The sequence below is a fragment of the Chelatococcus sp. HY11 genome (assembly GCF_018398335.1).
GTDB lineage: Bacteria > Pseudomonadota > Alphaproteobacteria > Rhizobiales > Beijerinckiaceae > Chelatococcus.
Genome location: NZ_JAHBRX010000002.1, coordinates 1,773,462 through 1,795,487 on the forward strand (window position 1 = coordinate 1,773,462; position 22,026 = coordinate 1,795,487).

Sequence of the window (22,026 nt, forward strand, 5' to 3'; positions counted from 1 at the left end):
CCTCGCTCACAACGGGTGCTTCTTGGCCTGGTGGACGGCGAGCGAGCCGATGGAATTGCCGCCGTCGATCGTCAGGGTCGCGCCGGTGACATAGGCGGAGGCATCGCTTGCGAGATAGAGGAGCCCATTGGCCACGTCACCCGGCGAGGAAGGCCGGCCAAGCGGGATCGCCGCGATGGTGTTACTGATATGGTCCTCGGTGAGGCTGCTGACGGATGAACCGGCCGCGAAGCCCGGCTCCAGCGCATTGACGCGGATGCCGAATTCGGCGAGCTCGATGGCAAAGCCCTTCGTCAGCCGATCGAGCGCCGTCTTCGATGTGCAGTAGGGCACGACGGTGCGCCGCATCTTGCGCGAAGCGCCGGATGAGATGTTGATGACCGAGCCCTTGATGCCCTTGGCGATCATCTGCAAGGCAATGCCCTTCGTCAGGATGAAAGGCGCGCGCAGGTTGATCGCGAAGATCCGGTCGAAATCCTGCGTGGAGATGTCGAGCAGGAAGCCGCTTGGATATATGCCCGCGTTGTTGACGAGGATATCCGCCGCTCCCCAATGCTGGTCGATGGCATTGACGAGGCCGTTGATCGAAGCCTCGTCCGTCAGATCGGCGGCATGGGTGAACCCCGCGCCGCCGAGACCAAGCTCGTCCGCGTAGGCCTTGAGGGCATCGCCATCCGTGTCCGTGAGGCAGAGATCCGCGCCCGCGTCGCGCAACGACTGGGCTATCCAGCGGCCAATGACCCCGCAGGCGCCGGTAACGACAGCGCGCTTGCCGGCAATATCGGAGAAGAAATCCATGAAATGCCTCACTGTGAACGAGGATCGAAACGATCACGCAGATCGTCGCCGATCAAATTGACGGCCAGGACGAGCAGGAACAAGCAGATGCCGGGGAAGGTGGCGATCCACCAGGCGGTGGCGAGATAGTTGCGGCCTGAGCTCAACATGGCGCCCCAGCTCGATGTCGGCGGCTGCACGCCCATGCCGAGGAAGGAGAGGCCCGCCTCGAACAGGACCATGAGCCCGAACTCGAGCGTCGCCACCACCGTGACGGCGCCGATGATATTGGGGAGGATATGCCGCAGCAGGATGCGCGGCGCGGAGGCGCCCATGAAGGCCGCGAGCCGGACATAGGGCATATTGGCGACGCCGAGGGTCTGGCCGTAGGCGATGCGGGCGTAACGCGGCCAACGCGTCAGCGCCAGCACCACGATGACGTTGATGAGGCCCGGGCCGAGCACGGCGACCGTGATGATGGCCAGCAGGATCGCCGGAATCGACAGAAAGACATCGACGAGCCGCATCACGACCACTTCCACCCAGCCGCGCAGGTAGCCCGCCAGCATTCCGAGCAGGACGCCGATGACACCGGACAGGATGACGGAAGCGAAGGCAACGAACAACGAGACGCGCGCGCCGAAGATCAACCGGCTCAGCAGGTCCCGTCCTAGTTCATCGCTGCCGAGGAGGTAGTGAAAACTGCGGGAGACCGTGCCCGGAGGCTTCATCCGGCCGAGAAGATTCTGCGCGTTGGGATCATAGGGGGCGATGAACGGCGCGAATACGGCAACAAGGATGGCGAATACGATCAGGGCAACGGGAGCCCAGCGCAGCGCCCGTCTGGCGAGGTGAGCGCGCGGCTTGCGGCGGGTGGGCGCTGATATCACCGCGCTCATCGGCCCGCTCCGTCAAGACGGATGCGCGGATCGACGGCGCTGTAGAGGAGGTCCGCGGCGAGATTGAGCGCGACGGTCACGAAGGCGCCGAGCAGGACGACACCTTGGACGACGAGAAAATCGCGCGCAAGAATGGACTGGACGGTGACCTGCCCGAGGCCCGGCCAGGCGAAGACGGTCTCGACGATCACGGCACCGGCGAGCAGGTTGGAAATTTCCAGCGCCGAGACCGTGATGATGGGGATGGAGGCGTTGCGGGCGAGGTGGCGGACGAGCAGCCTGCCGATCGGGACGCCGCGCGAGCGTGCCGTCCGTACATAGTCCTTCGACAGTTCATCAAGCAGCGATGTGCGTGTGATGCGCGCGAAGGTCGCCATGCTGAGGAGGCCGAGCGCGAAGGATGGCATGATGAGATGGTCGATGCCCCCCGCCGATGACGGCGGCAGCCAGCCAAGTGTGACCGCGAAGATCATGATCAGGAGGATGCCGCTCCAGAACGTCGGCATGCTCTGGGCGGACAGCACGATGCCGGCGAGCAGGCGTGCCGCGATATGTTCGCGATGCAAGGCCAGCACGATGCCGACGGGAATGCCGAGCCCGAAGGCGACGAGGAAGGCGCCGCCCGCGAGCTGCAATGTGTAGGGCAGGCGCGAGGCGATGATATCCCAGACCGGAATGTTCTGAATGACCGAACGGCCGAGGTCGAACCTGGCGATCTGCCCCAGAAAATCCAGATACTGCACGATCAGCGGGCGATCGAAACCCAGCGAATGACGCAGGGCGTCGATATCCGCCTGCGTCGCCGTCTCCGGCACGAGCAGGAACGTCGGATCTCCGGTCAGGCGCTGCAGGAAGAAGATCAGGGTAACGACACCGAAAATCGTGCCGATCACCTGTCCTATCCGCCTAATGAGGAACCGCCGCATCTATCTGCATTCCTGCCGATCAAGGTGAAACGTGATGGTATCGCGTCTGGGGATCCCGAAGGACCCCCGGGGAGGTCTGCGGGATCGACCGACGTTTGGTCCTTCAGCCGGGACGAGGCTTGGCAACCCCTGTGTCATCAAGCCCCTCGCAACGGGCCGATCCCTCCCCTCAAGGGGAGGGTGGCGCCGTAGGCGCCGGGTGGGGCCACCCGACGCTGCCCCGACCGAAAGGCAATATTACTTGCTGGCCAGAAGTATCGTCTCCGCCCGCGCGCCCCAACCCGACCTCGCTGACGCGAGGCCACCCTCCCCCCCGAGGGGGGAGAGATCAACCGCGACGGCTCCCCGTTGTCATCCCCGGCGGCGCGTCGCGCCGGGAAGGGGATCCAGACATCAAGGCGCCGCTTCATGGATCGCCTTCCCGGCCAGCTATGCTGGCCGCCGGGGATGACAGGAGCCGAGAACGCATCCTTTCCGCTGAATATCGATCGACCTTAGTCCTTCCAGCTCATGCGGTTGATGAACAGGCTCTCGTTGGGCGTCGGCGTCCATTGCAGGCCCTTGGCGGCGCCATAGACGATGCCGACCTGGTAGAGCGGAATGATGAACCGCTCGGTCCGCACCCGCTCGTGCACGCCGCGATAGGCGTCAAGACGCTTTTTCTCGTCAAGTGTCTGGCGTGCGTCCACCAGGAGGCTGTCGATCGCCTTGTCGTTGGCGTTGGCCCAGCCGCTCGACGAATGCAGGATCGGAAATAGCACCCCATCCGCATCCTGACAGGCGCAGGACCAGCGGCTGAACGCCATCTGCGGAATGACATCCGGCCCGCTCTGCATCTGCTTCAGCCAGGTCGCCATGTCCGTCATGTCGATTTTGACGTTCAGGCCGGCCTCGCGCAGCATCTGCTGGATGGCTTGCACCACCCGCTGGTCATAGACCGGCGAGGTCAGGAGCCCGATCTCCTGTTTTCCCTTGGGGCCGGCTTCCGCCACGAGAGCCTTGGCCTTGGCGAGATCGAAGGGCAGGGCCTCGATGCCTTCGACCCAGCCGACATGGGCTGGCGAGAGCATCTGCGGAACCGCCTTGTCATAACCGCCGAGGATGCCGTCGACGAGCCCCTCCTTGTCGATGGCATAGGCAATGGCCTCACGCAGCTTCGGATCGTTGAGCGGCGCCTTCTGCACATTCATGGCGAGATAGGCGACGCGTTCGGTCAGGACCGAAAGAACCTTCGCCCTCTGCGAATTCTTGAGCTGCGCCGCGAGGTCGGAATCGAGCGTCACGGCGAGATCCGTGGTGCCGGCCTGGAGATTGGCGACGCGGGTCGCGGCATCCGGAACGGCGCGGAACACGGCGGTGGGGAAGGGGCCTTTCTGGCCCCAGTAAGTGGGGTTGGCGCTGAGGGTGACCTGCACGCCGCGCTGCCAGTTGTCGAATGTGTAGGGGCCGCTTCCGACGGGCTTCAGGTTGAACGCGTCCTTGCCGACGGCCTCGACCACGTGCTTCGGCACGATCGACAGCTTGACGAGCTGGGCGAGCAGCGCGGGATAGGCGCCATCCGTCGTCAACTTCACCGTCGTCGGATTGACGGCCTCCGCCTTGATGATCTTGTTGAATTGGCTGAGCTGCGGGCTGCCGAACTTTGGATCGGTGATGCGCTGAACGCTGAAAGCCACATCCTCGGCAGTCAGTTTCTTGCCGTCATGGAAGGTGACGTCATCCCTGATCTGGAATTCGACTTCCGTATCGGACAGGTATTTCCAGGATGTCGCGATCTGCGGGACAATCTCGCCTTTGTCGTCACGCGTGACGAGATTGTCGAAGATATTGCGGTAGACGAAGTAACTGTCCGGATTCCATTGCACCTGCGGATCAAGTGACGACGGCTCGTTGACGAGATCCACCGTCAGCTTGTCCTTCGCCATCAGCGCACCTGGCGCGACCGTCAGGCATAACCCAAGAAGGGCCGCCACGAGCCCCCTGCCTCGCATCGACATATCAGTTCTCCCATTGAGTTCCGTCTGAAATGTGTTGTGAAGCCCGTCATTATTGGTTCAAAAGAGGGGCGGGCATCCCCAGTCTTCGGCTATTCTTTCCAGCTCATGCGGTTGAGGAAGAGGCTCTCACCGGGTGAGGGCTGCCACTGTAGAGGCTTTGCAGCGCCATAGATCGCCGCGACCTGGTAAAGCGGCACAAGCGGCACGTCCTCGGCGACGATCTCGTGGACCTGCCGATAGTCCTCGAGCCGCTTCTTCTCATCAAGGGTGGCGCGGGCGTCCTCGAGCAAGGCATCGGCCTTGTCATTGCGATAGACGGACCAGGAGCTGCTCTTGTGGAGAAGCGGGAAGAGAACACCGTCGGCATCCTGGCACGAGCACGACCACCGGCCGAAGCTGAGCGCGGGCGTCGCGTCGACGCCACCCTGGGCGCGCTTCAGGTAATTGGCCATGTCGGACATGTTGATCTTCACGTTCAAACCGGCCTCCGCCAGCATCTGCTGGATCGCCTGCACGATCCGCTGGTCGAACACGGGTGACGTCGCGAGTTCGATCTCGGCCTTGGCCGCGGGGCCGGCTTCGGCCACCAGGGCCTTGGCCTTGGCGAGATCATAGGAGGGGGCCTTGATATCGGCGACCCATCCCACATGCGAGGGGGTCAGCATCTCCGGCACGGGCTTGTCGTACCCGCCGAGAATCCCGTCGATCAGGCCATCCTTGTCAATCGCGTAAGCAACCGCCTGCCTCACCTTCGTGTTGTCGAAGGGGGCTTTCGTCGGGTTGAGACGAAGATAGGCGACGCGCTCGGTCAGCACCGAGAGCACCTTGGCCCTCGCGGAGGACTTGAGCTGCTCGGCCAGATCGGAATCGAGCGTGACGGCGATGTCGCTGGTGCCTGCCTGCAGATTGGCGACGCGCGTCGAGGCGTCCGGCACCGCGCGAAACACGGCGGTCGGGAAGGGGCCCTTGTCCCCCCAATAGTCGGCGTTCGCCGTGAGCGTCACCTGCACGCCGCGCTGCCAGTTGTCGAACTTGTAAGGCCCGCTGCCAATCGGCTTCAGGTTGAAGGCATCCTTGCCGAGGGCCTCGACCACGTGTTTCGGTACGATCGACAGCTTGGTGAGCTGGGCGAGCAGCGCGGGATAGGCGCCGTCGGTCGTCAACTTCACCGTCGTCGGGCTTGTAGCCTCGGCCTTGATGATCTTGTTGAACTGCCCGAGCTGAGGGCTGCCGAACTTCGGATCGGTGATGCGTTGCACGCTGAAAGCCACATCCTCGGCAGTCAGTTTCTTGCCGTCATGGAAGGTGATGTCGTCACGGATTTGAAATTCGATCTCGGTGTCGGACAGGTATTTCCAGGATGTTGCGACCTGGGGAATGATGTCGCCCTTGTCGTCCCGGGTCAGCAGATTGTCGAAGATGTTGCGGTAGACGTAGTAGCTGTCCGGGTTCCATTGCACTTGCGGATCGAGCGAGGAAGGCTCATTGACGAGATCCACCGTCAGCCTGTCCTTGGCGAGAAGCGCACCCGGCGCGGCCGCGACAGAAAACCCGAGTAAAATTGCTGCGACTTTAGAGCTAAGTGACGTCATCTGAGTTCTCCCCGAAACGCGCTAGACTGTCATGCTCAAGATCTGCGTGGCGTATCCAATGTCCCGATGGGTGGCACGCTCGTCGTTGCATTTGATGTCGACTTGTCGCGAACACGGCGCGCGGACCGCTTTTCCATAGCACCCATGGAAAAATCCGAGCGCTTCAGGGCCGCCTGCCCGACAAAATGTTCAAAGGCATCGATATCGCGAAGCAGTTCCGCACTGGCTCGGCTCGCGTCGCCAGCCCTGAGCGCGGCAACGAGATCGGCTCGCGATGCCGGATGATACTTGTCCTCACCGGTCTCGAGGAAGGCGAGAACACGGGTGCAATGGTCCCAAACCTCCGTGAGCCATTTGCGCTGGAAGACCCCGCTGTCGATGGCGATGACGTCCATGATCTGGCGATCGGTGACGCGCGCGGTCGTGATGGCCTGCAAGTCTTCCCTGCCTGCGAGCGCGACATCGAGCATCACGAGCGATTCAAGGCGGGATATTTCGGCGGTCGAAAGCTTGCGTTTAGCCAGCATTGGCTCGATCTGGCGCCGCGCCGCAATGAGGCTGCTGATCAAAGCCCCGGTTATCGGCGCGGCGCGCCAACCCTGACGCGGCAGGGGCGTCACGAGGCCTTCTCCCGCAAGGCCAGCGAGCGCCCCACGGATGCTCGCTCGCCCCAACCTGTAACGGAGCTCGACTTCGACCTCGGAAAAGGCGGAGCCCGGCACGATGTCACAGGTCAGAAGGGCGTGGCGGAGTACCTGTCCGGCAACTGCGTTCTTGGTCGCAGGCCCGGGAGGTGCCGTGGTCAGAAACGGAGACGATCGGTCAAGCATATGCATAGCTGAGCACAGCTTGTGAGATCTCACAAGAGATTTGTGAGATCTCACAAATTGGCAGGCGCGTTTGTGCTCAAGATGGCGGGAGCTTTCCGCATCCTCGCGTTGAGCTAGGAAAGCGCGATGTGTGTTGCCGTCATGAAAAAGGAGGCGCGGAAGGCGCGATCTGACGTGGCCCGCTCACGCGACCGCCTGTCGTTCCAGGAAGGGCCCGGAGCGCCGCGCTCTATGCCAGATAAGGGTCCATGCCGTGGCGAATATGGTCGCCGAGTGCCTGCTTCGCGGCGGCGAGGTCGCGCCTGCGCAAAGCCTCGACGATGGTGTCGTGTTCGCTCACGATCATATCCAGATTGTCGGGACCGCGCCCGAACAGCGTCTGGGCGACACGCTGATGATAACCCAGCGTGCTGTAGGCCTCGTCGATGAACGGATTCTGGGCGAGCCCGACGATCAGCCGGTGGAAATGGGCATTGCGATCGATGAAGTCGCGAAAGCTCGCGAACTCCGGGCCATAGTCGCCGTTGCGAATGGTCGCATTGATGGCGGCGAGCTGTTCGACGAGTGCGTCGGTGAGGTTGGCGAAGCCTTGCTCGAGCGCCCCCAGTTCCACGACGAGCCGTGCCTCGAAGAGCTTGCGCATCTCGAAGCCCTCGGGGGCCGGGGCGACACGATAGCCCTTGTTCGATTCATGAGTGACCAGCCGTTCGACCTTGAGACGGGCGAGCGCCTCCCGCACGGGAATGAGGCTGACGCCGAATTCGGCCGCGAGCTTGTCGATGATGATGCGCTCCCCCGCCGCCATCAACCTGTCCGTGATGCGACGATGCAGTTCGTCGTGGATCTGGTCGACGAGATTGGAGCGCTGCAGATCGCTCCGGCCGGGTCGGTCGGAAGGGGGCAAAGCGGGCTCGCGTATGGGCTCCATCATCGTGACCTTTATAGCCTTTGGCCGATTCTCGAAAGCGGAAAGCCGACAGGGCCGCGCGAACCGTCGGGGGCGGGTCCAACGTCTTCGCTAGGTCCAAGCCGTCTCTGATCCAAGCCGTCTCCCGTTCATGCCGTCTCCCGTTCATGCCTTCGCCGGGGATAGACCGGGATAACGCGCCTTTTGCCGCTTGCGATCATAGATCATATATGATTTATGATCTATGGATTGTTTAACCAGGCAGGTGCCCGTGTCCGCCGCAGCTCATTCCTCCAGTTCCGTCCTCAAGGGTGTCAGAGTGCTCGATTTGACGATTGCCATGGCGGGCCCATTGGCAACGTCACGCATGAGCGATCTTGGCGCCGACGTTATCAAGATCGAATCCCCGACCGGGGATTTCTCCCGGCAGTGGCCGATCGACGGCTATTGGCACGGTGAGGAATCGAGCGCCTTCCTCATGCTCAATCGCGGCAAGCGTGGCATTTGCCTCGACCTGAAGCAGCCGTCGTCCCAGGAGGTTTTGCATCGGCTCGTCGCCCAGTCCGATATTCTGGTGCAGAATTTCCGGCCGCGCGTCGCCGCAAAACTCGGCATCGATTTCGCCACGCTCAATCGCATCAACCCAAAGCTGGTCTATGTGGCCATCAGCGGTTACGGCGACGAGGGGCCGATGGTCGACAGGCCGGGCCAGGACCTTCTGGTACAGTCATTCTCAGGGCTAGCCTTTAACGCGGGCACCGACGACGGCCTGCCCCATCCCTCTCCGGTCTATATGGTCGATACCTCAGCCTCGCATCTGGCGACGGAGGCGGCGCTGTCCGGCTATATCGAGGCCCAGCGCACGGGCAAGGGGCGCGAATTCAAGGTGTCGCTGCTCGCCGCCGCGCTGGAGATCCAGATCCAGGAGATCTCCACTTTTCTCAACACCGGGCGTCTGGCACCACGGTCCGAACGGCCTTTCGCCAGCGTGTACATGGAGCCGCCCTACGGCATCTACCGGACCGCGGATGGCTTCCTCGCGATCGCGCAGGCACGCTTTCCGGCACTTGCCGATGCCTTCGGGGATCCGGAACTCGCCGGGCTCGGCGAGGAAGCGCCGCCCCATGCGGATGTCGAGGCGCGCCGCCGCTGGCGTGACAAGGCGGCGAGCCATGTCGCGCGGCATGTCGCTAAATATACGACGGAAGAGCTGATCAGCCGGCTGACCCCGCTCGATATCTGGGTCAATCCGGTGCAGAGCTACGCGGACCTCGCACAGCATGAGCAGTTCCGCCCCTTTGTCACGGAGATCGACCATGCCGGCGGCCCGTATCGCACCCTGGCCCCGGCGATCGACACCGGCGAGACACGTACGCTCAGGACTGCCCCGCGCCTCGGCGAGCACACTGACGAAGTGCTGGCGGAACTCGGCTTTGACGACAGCGCGCGTCAGGCGCTGCACACGACGGGAGCGGCCCGATGAAGGCGGACATATATATTGAGCAGGACGGGCATGTGGCTGAACTCGTGCTTAACCGGCCGGCCAAGTTGAACACCATGACGCCGGCGATGTTCAAGCTGTTGCGCGAATTGAGCCAGGAGATCAACCAGACGCGCTCCATCCACGTCGTCGTCCTGAGGGGGGAGGGCGAGCGGGCCTTCTGTGCCGGCACCGACATCAACACGCTCAAGGAATACGAGGACTTCTGGGATTGGCGCAACCGCGTCGACTATGTCACCCAGATCCGCGCCATTCGGCAGCCGGTCATTGCCGTTCTGCGCGGCTGGGCGCTCGGCGGCGGCCATGAACTCGCGGTCGCCTCCGACATTCGCATCGCCGCGCGCAGCGCGGTTCTCGGCTCGCCGGAAATCGGGCTGGGCTGGGTGGGGGCCGGCGGGACATCCCAGTATCTGCCACGCCTGATCGGCTACGGCCAGGCCATGCGGATTTTGCTGACGGGCCAGCGGATCACCGCCGAGGAGGCCCTGCGGATCGGCCTCGTCGAGGAAGTGGTGGAGGATGACGAGGTTCTGCCGCGGGCCCGCGAACTCGCCAAGCAGATCGCCAGCTATTCGCCCGTTGCCACCCAGGCGACAAAGGCTGCCGTGCGGGCCGGCATGAACGGCAATCTCGATCTTGGCCTTCAGATCGAGAACGAGCTGATGGCGCTGTGCTTCGCCGCCGGTAACGACAAGGCGGGGGCGCAAATGTTCAACGCGCGCAAGACGCCGTGATGGGGGCAGGCATGGCGGATGAGGGAAGCCTGTCACATCAGCCGCTGCGCGGGATCACCTGGGGTCATCGGCGCGCGATCGACCCGTTGGTCGAGGCGAGCCGCGTGTTTGCCGCGCGGCACGGGGGCCGGGGCGTCGAATGGGCGGTTCGCGATCTCAGGGCGTTTGAGCACCAGCCGCTCGCCGAGGCCATCCGCGATTGCGATCTCCTGGTGTTCGATCATCCCTTCATCGGGGAAATTGCGGGCTCGGGCTTGTTTCTTCCGCTCGATGACGTGCTGGCGCGGGTTCCCGGCGGCACGGCTGAGGCGACTTACGCCGGGCCGTCGCTGAGAAGCTACCGCTGGCGAGGGAAGGTCTGGGGGGCGCCGGTCGATGCGGCGACCATGAACGCGATTTACCGTCCGGACCTGCTCCGGTCGTTGGACTGTCCCGTTCCCCAGCGGTGGGAGGAGGTGATCGCGCTGGGCCGCGCCGCGCGCCGACAAGGGCTTTGGCTCGGCCTCGCCAATGGCGATCACCACGGCTTTCTGGCGGCCGGCACGCTGATGCACAACCGGGGCGCGCCTTGGACGGCGACGCCTGAAGGTGGCCTCGTCTTCGATCTGGATGCGTTCGCGCAGGCGCTCGATGCTCTTGATGAAGTCCTGGGCTATGCTCATCCCGACAGTGGACATTTCAACTCCATCGCCTTGCATGACGCGATGACGACCCGGGATGATCTTGCGTATTGTCCGCTGACCTATGGCTACGCCACCTATGGCGAAGCTGATTTCGGCCAAAGACGTCTGGCGTTCGGCCCTTTCCCCGGGCTTGATGCGCCGCTATGCGCGGGGACATTGGTTGGCGGCGCGGCCGTCGGTATAACGGCGCATTGCGCCGATCCCGAAGCCGCGAGAGCCTATGTCGCCTTCCTCCTGCAAAGCGAAACGCAAGATGGCATTTTCGCCAGCCATCACGGCCAGCCGGCGACGATGTCGGCGTGGTCGGACGGCGCGATCGATCAAGCCTTCAACGGCTATTTTTCAGCGGTGGGAGAGACGTTGCAGCACGCCGCGATCCGCCCCCGCTTCAGAGGCTTCGGCCGATTTGAAAAGCAGGCCGGCCACCATGTCGGTTCCTACCTGAGAAAGGAGACGACGCGGTCGGCATTGCTGGCGGCGATGCGTGACCTCGTGGGCGCGACGCAGGCTCAGGCTGTGGCCTGAGCTCCGCCGGGCCGTGGCGCTGCAAGGGTGTGTGGAAGCGGAGACAGCGTCTCCCAAGATGATGAGATCGGTCGAACGGACCGGCGAATATTCAATCTGGCAGCGCGGCAAGCCTCGGGACAAGCCCGTCTCAGGGGCGGGCGGGCTGCTTCTGCCCAGTGAGGCCGGCGACCGCCATATCATTGGTATCAGGTCGCCCTTGCTGAAGGAATTCGGGAGGGTCACGTGAAATTATTCAAGAAGCTGGTTGGAGTTGGTATTGCCGCGGCAGCGCTCGCAATGGCCTTGCCCGCACAGGCTCAGACGGTCCTGCGTATCGGCACGGGCCAGGCCGCGGCGGAGCTGCAGAACGTCATCCTGCAGGAGGTCGCGGCGCGGGTGAAGGAGCGCACGGGCGGCAAGCTTGTGCTCGAACTCTTCCCCGGCGGGCAGCTTGGCAGCGAGCGCGATGTGCACGAACAGGTGAAGATGGGCGCGCCGATCATAACGATCGTCGATTCCGGCTATTTTGCCAGCTATGCGACAAAGGATGTCGGAATCCTGTCGGCGCCTTTCGTCTTCAAGGACTACGAGGAGGTCACGAAGGTCCTCAAGTCCGATCTTGCCAAGAGCTGGCTTGCCCAGGGTGAGAAAAACGGCATCAAGATGCTCGCGTTCAACTGGTTCTTCGGTGATCGCCACATCGTGGGCCGCAAAGGCTACCCGAAGGTCAGCGATCTCGCTCATGTTAAGTTCCGGCTCGCCCCAATCCCGATCTACATCGATTCCTTCAAGGCGCTCGGCGTTTCGCCCGTGACGCTTGATTTCGCCGAGGTCTACAGCGCCCTCCAGCAGGGCGTGGTCGATGCGGCGGAAGGCCCGACGGGTTCGATCTACAGCTCGAAACTCTATGAGCCCGCGCCGTTCATCACCAAGACCGGGCACGTCAAGCAGGTTCTCGGGCTCATGATGAACAAGACCGTGTTCGACAGCCTTCCCGCCGACCAGCGCACTGTCCTGATCGAGGAAATGGCTGCTGGCGGCGAGCGCTACAGCAAGCAGGGCGCCGAACGCCAGGGTGAGTTGCAGGCGCAGATGCAGAAGGCCGGCGTGACGATCGTCACCCCCGACATCGAGGGCTACAAGGCAGCCGTCATGCCGATCTACAAGGACTACAAGGACTGGAGCCCTGGCCTCTTGGACAAGGTCCGCGCCATTGTCGGCGCTCAGATGTAAGTGGAACGTGTGTGCATTGTCCGACCCATTGAAGCACCTGCCTTACCGGCGTCATCCCCGGCCATTCCGATAAGTTGGTCTCTTGCCGGGGATCCCGCATAACAAGGCACGCGCCAGACACATCGCGATGGCCGGGACAAAGCCCGGCCATGATGCTTGGGGCTCGGCAATTCCATCAGATCTGAAAGTGCTCAAAGAAGACGGGGTCCCATGTTCGCAAAGCGCTTCGTGCAGTGGGCGGAAAATGTTCTTCCAGGCTCTCTGCTCGCATTGATGACAGTTCTGGTGATCATCGATGTGCTCTGCCGCTATATCCTCAATGTCAGCTTCGCGGGTTCCGCCGAAGTCGCGACCGCGTTATTCGTCTGGCTCGTCTTCCTTGGGAGCGCCGGCGCGGTCCGGAAGTTGCAGCACATAGGCATCGAGGGCTTCTCAGTATTTATCCCGAAGGCGGGCAAGCCGTGGCTTCACCTTGCGATGTCCGGAGCCATCTTTCTCGTATCGCTGCATATGGTCCGGATCGGCTATAACCTGAGCATGAATTCGTGGGATCGCGAAATCGATATGGTCAGTGTACCGTATTTTTATGTCTATATAGCAATCCCGATAAGCTTTGCCCTTATTGCGATCCATTCACTCGCCCAAGTCATCGATATTTTGCGCAATTGGCAAGAGGCTGAGTGCGTACGGCTCAAGAACTACACCGATCCGGAGGTTTAACATGACGCTCATGCTTATCGGTGTCATGGTCCTGATCGGCCTTGGCATGCCGATCGCCTTCGCGGTGCTTATTCCTTGCGCCTTGTATTTCGTCGCGGCGGGATTGCCCGAGGCGTTGTTCGCGCAGCGCGTCGCGAGTGGCACGGCATCGTTTCCCATGCTGGCCATCCCGTTCTTCGTCCTCGCGGGTGAGATCATGCAGCGGGGCGGCATCGCACGGCGCCTCATCGATGTCGCCCGTGTCTCTGTCGGCCATATGCGCGGTGGGCTGGCCCAGGTCGGCGTGTTGGGCGGAGCCTTGATCAGCGCCGTGTCCGGTTCGGCGACCGCGGATACGGCCATTCTCTCCAAGACGGTTTCCCGCGAGATGGTCCGCGAGGGCTATCCGCGCGGCTTCGCGGCCTCGGTGGCCGCGGTTGCCGGCGTCCTCGGCCCGCTCATCCCGCCCAGCATCATGATGATCCTCTACGGGCTCATGGCCGAGGTGTCGATCGGCCGGCTGTTCATGGCGGGCGTCCTGCCCGGCCTGGTCGTGGCGGGCGCGCTGATGATCGCCAATCTTCTCGTCATGAAGCAGCACGCCATCGAAATTCCACTCCAGCCAAAAGCGACGGCCGGGGACCTCTGGCAGGCGGTGAAGCGGGGCTTCTGGGCCTTGATGTTTCCGGTCTTCGTCTGGGTGGGCCTGCGGGGAGGCCTGTTCACGCCAACCGAGCTTGGCGCCTTCGTCGCCCTTTACTGCCTGGTTATTAGCGTCTTCGTGTACAAGGAGCTGAAGCTCGAGGAACTGCCGGCGATCTTCCAGGAATCGGCGCTTCTCACGGCGATCATCATGTTTATCCTGGCTTCGAGCACAGGGCTCAACTATGCGATTGCCTGGGAGAGGCTGCCGCAAGCCATCGCGAACTGGTTCCTGAGCGCCAGCGACAACAAGTTCGTCATCCTGATGATCATCAACGTGGTGCTGCGTCTGCTCGGCCTCGCTCTGGAGGGCCCGCCTCTGTTAATCATTCTGACGCCGATCCTGGTGCCGCTGATGACGGGCCTCGGCGTCGACCTCGTGCATTTCGGCGTCATCCTGGTCTTCAATCTGACGCTGGGCGCGCTGACGCCGCCGGTGGCAACGCTGATCTTCGTGGCGAGTACAATCGTTGGATGCACGTCGTCGGAATTCATGCGCTACTTCTGGCTCATCTTCGGAATGTTGCTCGTTTCGCTCCTGCTGATCACTTATGTACCTGCGATCAGCCTGTTCCTGCCGAACCTGATCTACGGTTGAGCGGCCCGTCGGATCCGGTCACAGCCGCTCGATGGCGACGGCTGTCGCTTCTCCGCCCCCGATGCAGAGCGTCGCTACGCCTTTCCTCAGGCCGCGCCGCTCAAGCGCGGCCGCGAGGGTGACGAGGATACGCGCGCCGGACGCGCCGATGGGATGGCCGAGCGCGCAGGCGCCGCCATTCACATTGATCTTGTCGTGCGGCAGGTCGAGCTCGCGCATGGCGGCCAGAACGACCACCGCGAAAGCCTCGTTGATCTCGAACAGATCGACATCGGCCTTGTTCCAGCCGGTCTTGGCGAACAAGGTTTCCAGCGCGCCAACGGGCGCCGTGGAGAACCATGCCGGCGCGCGGGCGTGGCCGGCGTGGCCGCGAATGACCGCGACGGGCGCAATGCCCCGACGCTCGGCTTCAGAGAGGCGCATCAGGACAAGCGCCGCGGCGCCGTCCGAGATGGAGGACGCGTTGGCGGCCGTCACAGTGCCGTCGGCGCGGAAAGCGGGCTTCAGCGTTGGGATTTTGTCGGGCTTCGCTTTCCCCGGCTGCTCGTCGACACGGATGGCATCCTGCCCTGAGGGCACGGGCACGATCTCCGATGAGAAGTCCCCTTCGGCGATGGCACGCTTGGCGCGCTCTAGCGAGGTCAGCGCATAGCGATCCTGCGTCTCGCGGGTGAACTGGTAATGCTGCGCGGTGTCCTCGGCAAAGCTGCCCATCAGCCGGCCCTTGTCGTAGGCATCCTCCAGGCCGTCGAGGAACATGTGGTCGAGCACGCGTCCATGGCCGAGACGCAGGCCCTGGCGTGCGCGGTCGAACAGATAGGGCGCATTGGTCATGCTCTCCATGCCACCGGCCACGACGACACCGGCGCTTCCGGCCGCGATCAGGTCGTGCCCCAGCATCAAGGCCTTCATGCCCGAACCACAGACCTTGCTGACGGTCGTGCAGGGGACAGCTTGCGGCAGGCCCGCGCCGAGGGCAGCCTGGCGCGCCGGGGCCTGGCCGACGCCGGCGCTGAGCACGTTGCCCATCAGAACTTCATCGATGTCGTCGCCGGCCAGCGCCGCGCGCTCTACGGCGGCCCTGACAGCGACGGCCCCGAGCTCCGGAGCGGAGGCCGCCTTCAGCTCTCCCTGGAATCCGCCCATCGGGGTGCGCGCGATGGAGGCGATGATGATAGGGTCGTTGTCCAAGCTCGGTCTCCTCGCGTGAGGGCTTGCTGCGCCCTCCCTTGAGGAGATCATATCATGGATGCAGTTCGGCGCGGATCGTGATGGGCTTCGCCGATGGGTTCAGCGCGAGGCAACCTTGCCTGGCCGCGCCGTCTGCTGGGTGGCGGACAGGATCATGTCCGCCGCCTTCTCCGCGATCATGAAGACGGCCGCCTGCGTGTTGCCCGAGACGATTGTCGGCATGATCGAGGCATCGACGATCCGCAGCCCTTCGACACCGTGGACCCGCAATTCGGGATCCGTGACGGCGAGGCTGTCCCGCCCCATGCGGCAGGTACCGCAGATATGATAGATCGTCTGGCCGTCGCGGCGGGCGAAGGCGAGCCATTCCGCATCCGTGCGGCAATTTTGCCCCGGCGCCATCTCCATCTGGCGATAGGGGTCCATCGCGGCCTGATCCACGATATGGCGCGCGATCTTCATGCCTTCCACCATGACGCGGCAATCCTCTGCCGCCGCCAGGAAATTGGGACGGATCGCGGGGGCGCGCATCGGGTCCGGTGAAACGGCATGGATGGTGCCGCGCGATTCCGGGCGCAGCTGGGTGACGCCGATGGTCATGCCGGGCAGACGGTCGAGCTTGCGTTCGGCGGCATTGGCGTAGCTCGCGTGCATGAAGAAATACTGCACATCGGGCCCGGCCAATTCCGGCCGCGTGCGCACGAAGCCGAAGGCGAGGCCCGTACCGAGGGTGAGGATGCCGCGCCGTGTCGCGACATACTGCAGGACCGACAGGCCAAGCTTCACCCCGCGCGTTTGTTCATTGAGCGTGACGGGCTGTTTGACCCGCCAGTTCATGCGCGTGCAGAAATGGTCGATGTAGTTCGCGCCGACGCCGGGCAGCGCGGCCCGGACGGGGATGTCGAGGGCCTGCAGGATCGCGGGATCACCGACGCCGGAGAGTTCCAGCAACTGGGGCGTCTGGGCGGCGCCCGCCGCCAGGATCACCTCGGCGCGTGCCGAGAAGCGATGGGTTTGGCCGGCGATGCGCACCGTGACGCCGACGGCGCGGCTGCCTTCGAACTCCACGCGCAGCACATGGGCATCAGTCCGCACGTCAAGATTGGAACGCCCCCGCGCTGGCTTGAGATAGGCTTCCGCCGCGCTGATGCGCCGGCCCTTGCGCTGGTTCACCTGATAATAGCCGAAGCCGTCCTGGCTTTCCCCGTTATAGTCGGGATTGCGGGGGAAGCCGGCCTGCCCGGCCGCCGCGATGAAGGCCTCGGCGATGGCCGGGCGTTCCGACACCTCGACAAGGGGCAGCGGGCCCCCGCGCGCGCGCAGGCCCCCGGAGACACCCTCGTAGTCCTCCAGCCGCTTGAAATAGGGCAGGACGTCGTCGAAGCTCCAGCCAAGACAACCCCGCTGCGCCCAGCCGTCATAGTCCTGCGGTTGTCCGCGTACATAGATCATGCCGTTGATCAGCGTGGAGCCTCCTAAGCCCTTGCCGCGCGGCACGGCGATGATCCGGTTGCCGGTGGCCTCCTCGGGCTCGGTCTGGAAGCGCCAGTTATAGGTGGGATTGGTAAGAAGCTTGCTGAAACCGGCAGGAATGGGGACCCATGGGCTTCTCGCTTCCTGGCCCGCCTCGAGCAGAAGAACAGAATGCCGGCCCGAGGCCGTGAGGCGGTTGGCAAGGACGCAACCTGCGGTACCGCCGCCGACAATGATGTAGTCGAAGGTTTCAGCGGAAATATCGGTCATGGGCGGTGTTGTCCGGGTTACTGCATCGGAGTTAGGCTATCGGGCGGCGGAAGGCTGCATGCTGTCAAAAAATGAATCAGAGTGCGCCCATATGCCGTGCCATCAGAACGATCTGGGATTCCAGCATGGGCAGTCCGCGCTGGATGCGACATCCCTTGGCTTCGGCTGCTTTGAGGAGTGGGGTCATCTCCGGGTCCATGATCGCCTCGGCCACGAACTGCCGGGGCTCTATCAGCGCGACATCGAGCGGCGGTGGATCGTCGGGGCGCATGCCGAGCGAGGTGGCATTGACGAGGAGATCCTGCTCCCTCACCCGGTCCGCATCCGTGCTGAGTGCGAGCGCCGGATAGATGCCGCGCACGCGGGCCGCGAGCGCCTCGGCCTTGTCGCGCGTGCGGTTGGCGATGGTGAGTTCGCGAACCCCGGCCTCGGCGAGCGCGAAGGCAATCGCGCTCGCGGCGCCGCCCGCGCCGGCGAGATAGGCGCGCAGGCCCTTCGGCTCGACCCCTGAGGCCCGCAGCGCCTCGACGAAGCCGATGCCGTCCAGCATGGCGCCGACCATGCGGCCGTCGGCCTCCCGCCGCACGCAATTAACCGCGCCGATATGGCGCGCTTCCGGCGTGGTCTCATCGCAGAGGGCCAGCATGGCCGGTTTGTGCGGCACGGTGGCGATGAAGCCGCCGAAGTTCTGCATGGCGCGAAGCCCGTCCAGCAGAGCCGCGAGCTGCGCGGGAGCCACGTGGAAGGGCACCAGCACGGCGTCGACACCATGGTGCGTCAACAGCGCGTTCATCACTTGTGGCGTTTTCACATGATAGATTGGGTCGGCCAGGATGCCGAGTATCCGTGTGCGCCCGGTAATCTCTCGCATTCGTTCCGTCCCATGTCACTTTTGCGGTATTGCCGTTCCAGCGAGGCGCGCGGTTCGCACGCGCCACCGGGAGCGACAGGGTTGCCGATGGCCCAACCGGGCGCAAGCTCAGGTCATATAGAGACCGCCTGCGACATCCACCGTCTGGCCGGTGACGAAGCTTGCTTCCGCCGAAGTCAGATAGAGGGCGACATCGGCCACCTCGTCCGGCGCGCCGAGACGGCCCATGGGCGTGAGGCGCACCTGTTCGTCGTTGACGGCACCGGCCACGGCTCTCACCATCGGCGTTTCGATACGGCCGGGGGCGAGCGCATTGACGCGGATGCCGAACGGCCCAAGCTCGGCGGCGAGATGCTTGGTGAAGCCGATCAGCGCTGATTTCGTTGCCGCATAGTGGCAGGCGACGATCGGCGAATAGGTCTTGCCGGCGACGGAGGACATATTGACGATCCAGCCGCGCCCGGCCTCGCGCATGGACGGGCTGAGCGCACGAATGGTGTTGAAGGGACCGGACAGATTGACCGCGACGACGCGGCCCCATTCGGCCGGATCCATCTCCCAAACCTTGTGCGCGACGCCATCGTGCTTGGGCGATATGCCGGCATTGTTGATGATGGTGTCGAACGGCCCGCCGATCACGCGGGCGGCCTCCGCCAGCCCGCGGTCCACGGCGGCATAATCGGCGACGTCGAGGACGAGCGGCACGGCCTTGCCGCCCGCCGCCTCGATCGCCGCGACGGTGTCATTGACGTCGGCCCCCGTCACGTCGGCGACGCCGACGATCGCGCCGCGGCGGGCGAAACTGACGGCGATCGCCTGCCCGATGCCGCGGCCGGCGCCGGTGACGAGGACGCGGCGGCCCTGATGGCTCGGCCGGATCGCTATTTCATCAGGATTGATTTCACGTGTTGCCATGGGAGTTTCCAGGATTTCCGAGTGTTCCGGGACTGCGCTGTGGTGTCGGTGTTCAGATGCGGGACGGGCTAGGGCGCGCTGGTTTTATGAGGGAACCGCCGCGGTCATTCCGCGGCGGGCCGACAGGCCCGAACCCGGAATCCATGAACACGGGAGTGCATCAAGAGGGAGCCGGTTTGGCGGTGCCTTATTATCAGACCGCGTGTCCATGGATTCCGGGCTCCTCGCTGTTGCGAGGCCCCGGAATGACAGCGGGTTTTCTCCCGAACGCAGCATTCTCAAATGCCCAGATAGGCTTGGCGGACATGGTCGTTGGCGAGCAGGGCCTTGCCGCTGTCCGTCAGAACGATCTCACCATTTTCAAGCACATAGCCTCGGTCCGCGGCCTTCAGCGTGTGGAAGACGTTCTGCTCAACGATCAGCACTGTCGCGCCTGTCTTGACGATCGAGTCGATCACCTCGAAGACCTGCGCGACGATGATGGGGGCAAGGCCAAGCGAGGGCTCGTCGAACATGAGGAGCTTCGGGCGGGCCATCATGCCCCGCGCGATGGCGACCATCTGCTGCTCGCCGCCGGAGAGCGAGGCGGCATTCTGATCGAGGCGCTCGCGTACGCGCGGGAAGAGCGTGAGCACTTCCTCCAGCGTGTCGGCCTGCTTCTCGCGGGCCGCGCTGCGATAGGCGCCCATCAGGAGGTTCTCGTGCACGGTCATCTCCGGAAAGAGCTGGCGCCCCTCCGGGATGAGCGTAATGCCAAGGTCGACCGTCTCGTGGGCGGACAGGCGCGTGATGTCCTGCCCCTCGAACAGGATGCGGCCCGACGTTGGCCGGATCAACCCGGCGATGGTGCGCAAGGTGGTTGTCTTGCCCGCGCCGTTGGCGCCGACGATGGTCACCACCTCGCCGGCGTTCACATCCAGCGACACGTCGTGAAGGATCGTCGTGGCGCCGTAGCCGGCATCGATGTTCTCAAGCTTGAGCATGGACGAACTCCTTGCCGAGATAGGCTTCGATGACGGTGGGGTCGCGCACCACCTCCTGCGGCTTGCCCTGCGCGATGATCTGCCCGGAGGACAGCACGATGACCCGGTCCGACAGGGACATCACCGCCTGCATGACATGCTCGATGGCGATGATGCTGACGCCGCTGTCACGGATCGACAGGGTGAGGTCGATGGCGCGACGCACATCCGTCTGGTTGATGCCGGCCATCACCTCGTCGAGTAGAAGAACGCGCGGCTTCATCGCCATGACACGCGCCATCTCCAGCCGCTTCAGGCCGCCGATGGTCAGGCCTCGCGCTTCGGCATCGAGCCAGGGGCCGAGCCCCATGCGGTGGGCCGTCTCGCGTGCCACCTCGCGCGCCTCATGGACGTCACTGAACCGGTGGAAGGCACCGACCATGATGTTTTCCTCGACCGTCATGGCCGCGAAGGGCTGGACGATCTGGAACGTGCGGCCGACACCGATCGACGCGTAGTCCGCCGGCGTCACCGGCTTGTGCCAGGCGCCATCGGCGCCCCGCACGGATACCGAGCCGCTGTCTTGAGACAGGAAGCCCGAGATCATGTTGAACACGGTGGTCTTGCCGGCGCCGTTCGGACCGATCAGGCCAAGGATCTCCCCTTCGCGCAGGGTGAAACCGACATTGTTGGTGACATGCAAGCCACCAAAATGCTTCTGCAGGGCTTCGACCTTGACGATCTCGTCCCCAAGCGCCGGTCGTGCCGTCGGGACGAGTGGCGCGGTGATCGCGGTGGCCTGCTTCTGGCGTGTCGTGGCGCCATTGCCGTTCAGGCGCGCGAGCAGTCCCATCAAGCCGTTGGGCATGAAGAGCACGACCAGGATCAGCACCGCGCCGTAGACGAAGCCGTGCAGCCCGAGCGCGTGCGCGCCGAGCCAGCCGCGCGCCACCTCAGAGATCGGCACCAGAAGGACAGCTCCGAGCAAAGGGCCGAAGACGGTGCCGATGCCGCCGATGAGGGCGAACATGGCGATCTGGATCGAGAGGGGCAGCGAGAACATCGCGGCCGGCTCGATGAAGGTGAGATACATGGCATGGAAAGTGCCGACCATGGCGGTGAGCGCCGCCGAGACCGACACGGCGATGAGACGCACCTTCACCGTGTTGACGCCGGCGGCCTTCGCGGCGGATTCACGCTCGCGCGTGGCGACGAGCTGGAAGCCGATGCGATGCGACCGGATCCACCAGGCGACAGCCAGGCAAACCAGCAGCATGCCGAAAGCGATGATCAGCGGTGGCAGGCGCTCGCGGAACACCATCCACTCCCAGCCGAATTTCAGCGGGATCATCAGGCCGGTGGCGCCGCCCGTGAGGTCACGGAAATGCAGCGCGACGACGCGGAACACCTCCAGAAAGGCGATGGTCGCCAAGGCGAAGAAGGGGCCGCGCAGCCTGAAGCAGGGATAACTGATGGCGATCGCCACGATGACCGAAACCGCGGCGCCCGCGAACATGCCGAGCCACGGGGTGATGCCCATGTTCATCAGGATGATGCCGACATAGGCGCCAAGGCCATAGAAGATGGCGTGGCCGAGTGAAAGCTGGCCGGCGAACCCGCCAACGATGTTCCACGCGGTCGACAATGCCGCAAAGATAAAAAGTGTGACGAAGATATGAAAGATGAAGTCATCATCTATCATCACGGGAATAGCGAACAGCGCAGCGAGGAAGGCGACAAGCGCGATCAGATTGCGCCA

General features: G+C 63.9%; 19 protein-coding genes. 6 read left to right on the plus strand and 13 right to left on the minus strand.

Annotation, left to right across the window (positions count from 1 at the left end; all coding sequences use genetic code 11):
• Positions 1 to 6: 6 nt before the first annotated feature.
• From KIO74_RS28915 to KIO74_RS28945, 7 genes are all read right to left on the minus strand, one after another.
• On the minus strand, positions 7 to 798 hold the full coding sequence (locus KIO74_RS28915; protein ID WP_213338868.1) for an SDR family NAD(P)-dependent oxidoreductase: 792 nt from the start codon (positions 796 to 798) through the stop codon (positions 7 to 9).
• A gap of 8 nt (positions 799 to 806) precedes the next feature.
• On the minus strand, positions 807 to 1,676 hold the full coding sequence (locus tag KIO74_RS28920) for an ABC transporter permease (RefSeq protein ID WP_213338870.1): 870 nt from the start codon (positions 1,674 to 1,676) through the stop codon (positions 807 to 809).
• The gene (locus KIO74_RS28925) at positions 1,673 to 2,602 is read right to left on the minus strand and encodes an ABC transporter permease (protein ID WP_213338872.1); all 930 of its coding nucleotides are present in this window, start codon (positions 2,600 to 2,602) and stop codon (positions 1,673 to 1,675) included. The genes KIO74_RS28920 and KIO74_RS28925 overlap by 4 nt, the downstream gene beginning before the upstream one ends.
• A 494-nt stretch (positions 2,603 to 3,096) precedes the next feature.
• The gene (locus KIO74_RS28930) at positions 3,097 to 4,599 is read right to left on the minus strand and encodes an ABC transporter substrate-binding protein (protein ID WP_213338874.1); all 1,503 of its coding nucleotides are present in this window, start codon (positions 4,597 to 4,599) and stop codon (positions 3,097 to 3,099) included.
• An 89-nt stretch (positions 4,600 to 4,688) separates the two neighbouring features.
• Positions 4,689 to 6,191 (minus strand): ABC transporter substrate-binding protein, encoded by a 1,503-nt coding sequence (locus KIO74_RS28935; RefSeq protein WP_213338875.1) that lies wholly within the window; start codon positions 6,189 to 6,191, stop codon positions 4,689 to 4,691.
• A gap of 35 nt (positions 6,192 to 6,226) precedes the next feature.
• On the minus strand, positions 6,227 to 7,027 hold the full coding sequence (locus tag KIO74_RS28940) for a GntR family transcriptional regulator (RefSeq protein WP_213338877.1): 801 nt from the start codon (positions 7,025 to 7,027) through the stop codon (positions 6,227 to 6,229).
• A 223-nt stretch (positions 7,028 to 7,250) separates the two neighbouring features.
• Positions 7,251 to 7,952, minus strand: a complete 702-nt coding sequence (locus KIO74_RS28945) for a GntR family transcriptional regulator (RefSeq protein ID WP_213338879.1) — start codon at positions 7,950 to 7,952, stop codon at positions 7,251 to 7,253.
• A 220-nt stretch (positions 7,953 to 8,172) separates the two neighbouring features.
• Here KIO74_RS28945 and KIO74_RS28950 point away from each other — a divergent pair, with 220 nt between their 5' ends.
• The 6 genes from KIO74_RS28950 (at position 8,173) to KIO74_RS28975 (ending at position 14,585) form a co-directional block, all read left to right on the plus strand.
• The gene (locus KIO74_RS28950) at positions 8,173 to 9,411 is read left to right on the plus strand and encodes a CaiB/BaiF CoA transferase family protein (protein ID WP_283772194.1); all 1,239 of its coding nucleotides are present in this window, start codon (positions 8,173 to 8,175) and stop codon (positions 9,409 to 9,411) included.
• Positions 9,408 to 10,163: an enoyl-CoA hydratase/isomerase family protein gene (locus KIO74_RS28955; RefSeq protein ID WP_213338883.1), complete on the plus strand. Its 756-nt coding sequence runs from the start codon at positions 9,408 to 9,410 to the stop codon at positions 10,161 to 10,163. The genes KIO74_RS28950 and KIO74_RS28955 overlap by 4 nt, the downstream gene beginning before the upstream one ends.
• A gap of 11 nt (positions 10,164 to 10,174) precedes the next feature.
• Positions 10,175 to 11,371 (plus strand): ABC transporter substrate-binding protein, encoded by a 1,197-nt coding sequence (locus KIO74_RS28960; protein ID WP_213338885.1) that lies wholly within the window; start codon positions 10,175 to 10,177, stop codon positions 11,369 to 11,371.
• A 225-nt stretch (positions 11,372 to 11,596) separates the two neighbouring features.
• Positions 11,597 to 12,586, plus strand: a complete 990-nt coding sequence (locus KIO74_RS28965) for a C4-dicarboxylate TRAP transporter substrate-binding protein (protein ID WP_213338886.1) — start codon at positions 11,597 to 11,599, stop codon at positions 12,584 to 12,586.
• A gap of 285 nt (positions 12,587 to 12,871) precedes the next feature.
• Positions 12,872 to 13,306 (plus strand): TRAP transporter small permease, encoded by a 435-nt coding sequence (locus KIO74_RS28970; RefSeq protein WP_213338888.1) that lies wholly within the window; start codon positions 12,872 to 12,874, stop codon positions 13,304 to 13,306.
• Position 13,307: 1 nt separating this feature from the next.
• Complete coding sequence (locus KIO74_RS28975) at positions 13,308 to 14,585, plus strand: TRAP transporter large permease (RefSeq protein WP_213338890.1); 1,278 nt, start codon at positions 13,308 to 13,310, stop codon at positions 14,583 to 14,585.
• A gap of 18 nt (positions 14,586 to 14,603) precedes the next feature.
• Here the strand turns inward: KIO74_RS28975 and KIO74_RS28980 are convergent, their stop codons facing one another.
• From KIO74_RS28980 to KIO74_RS29005, 6 genes are all read right to left on the minus strand, one after another.
• Entirely contained in the window at positions 14,604 to 15,776 is a 1,173-nt protein-coding gene (locus KIO74_RS28980) for an acetyl-CoA C-acyltransferase (protein WP_283772195.1), read from the minus strand.
• A 99-nt stretch (positions 15,777 to 15,875) separates the two neighbouring features.
• Positions 15,876 to 17,519: a GMC family oxidoreductase gene (locus KIO74_RS28985; protein ID WP_213338894.1), complete on the minus strand. Its 1,644-nt coding sequence runs from the start codon at positions 17,517 to 17,519 to the stop codon at positions 15,876 to 15,878.
• Between the two features lie 76 nt (positions 17,520 to 17,595).
• On the minus strand, positions 17,596 to 18,390 hold the full coding sequence (locus tag KIO74_RS28990) for a shikimate dehydrogenase family protein (protein ID WP_213338896.1): 795 nt from the start codon (positions 18,388 to 18,390) through the stop codon (positions 17,596 to 17,598).
• A gap of 108 nt (positions 18,391 to 18,498) precedes the next feature.
• Entirely contained in the window at positions 18,499 to 19,305 is an 807-nt protein-coding gene (fabG, locus tag KIO74_RS28995; RefSeq protein WP_213338900.1) for a 3-oxoacyl-ACP reductase FabG, read from the minus strand.
• 278 nt (positions 19,306 to 19,583) lie between these two features.
• On the minus strand, positions 19,584 to 20,288 hold the full coding sequence (locus KIO74_RS29000; protein ID WP_213338903.1) for an ABC transporter ATP-binding protein: 705 nt from the start codon (positions 20,286 to 20,288) through the stop codon (positions 19,584 to 19,586).
• Positions 20,275 to 21,969, minus strand: a complete 1,695-nt coding sequence (locus KIO74_RS29005; RefSeq protein WP_249731645.1) for a branched-chain amino acid ABC transporter ATP-binding protein/permease — start codon at positions 21,967 to 21,969, stop codon at positions 20,275 to 20,277. The genes KIO74_RS29000 and KIO74_RS29005 overlap by 14 nt, the downstream gene beginning before the upstream one ends.
• Between the last annotated feature and the right edge of the window lie 57 nt (positions 21,970 to 22,026).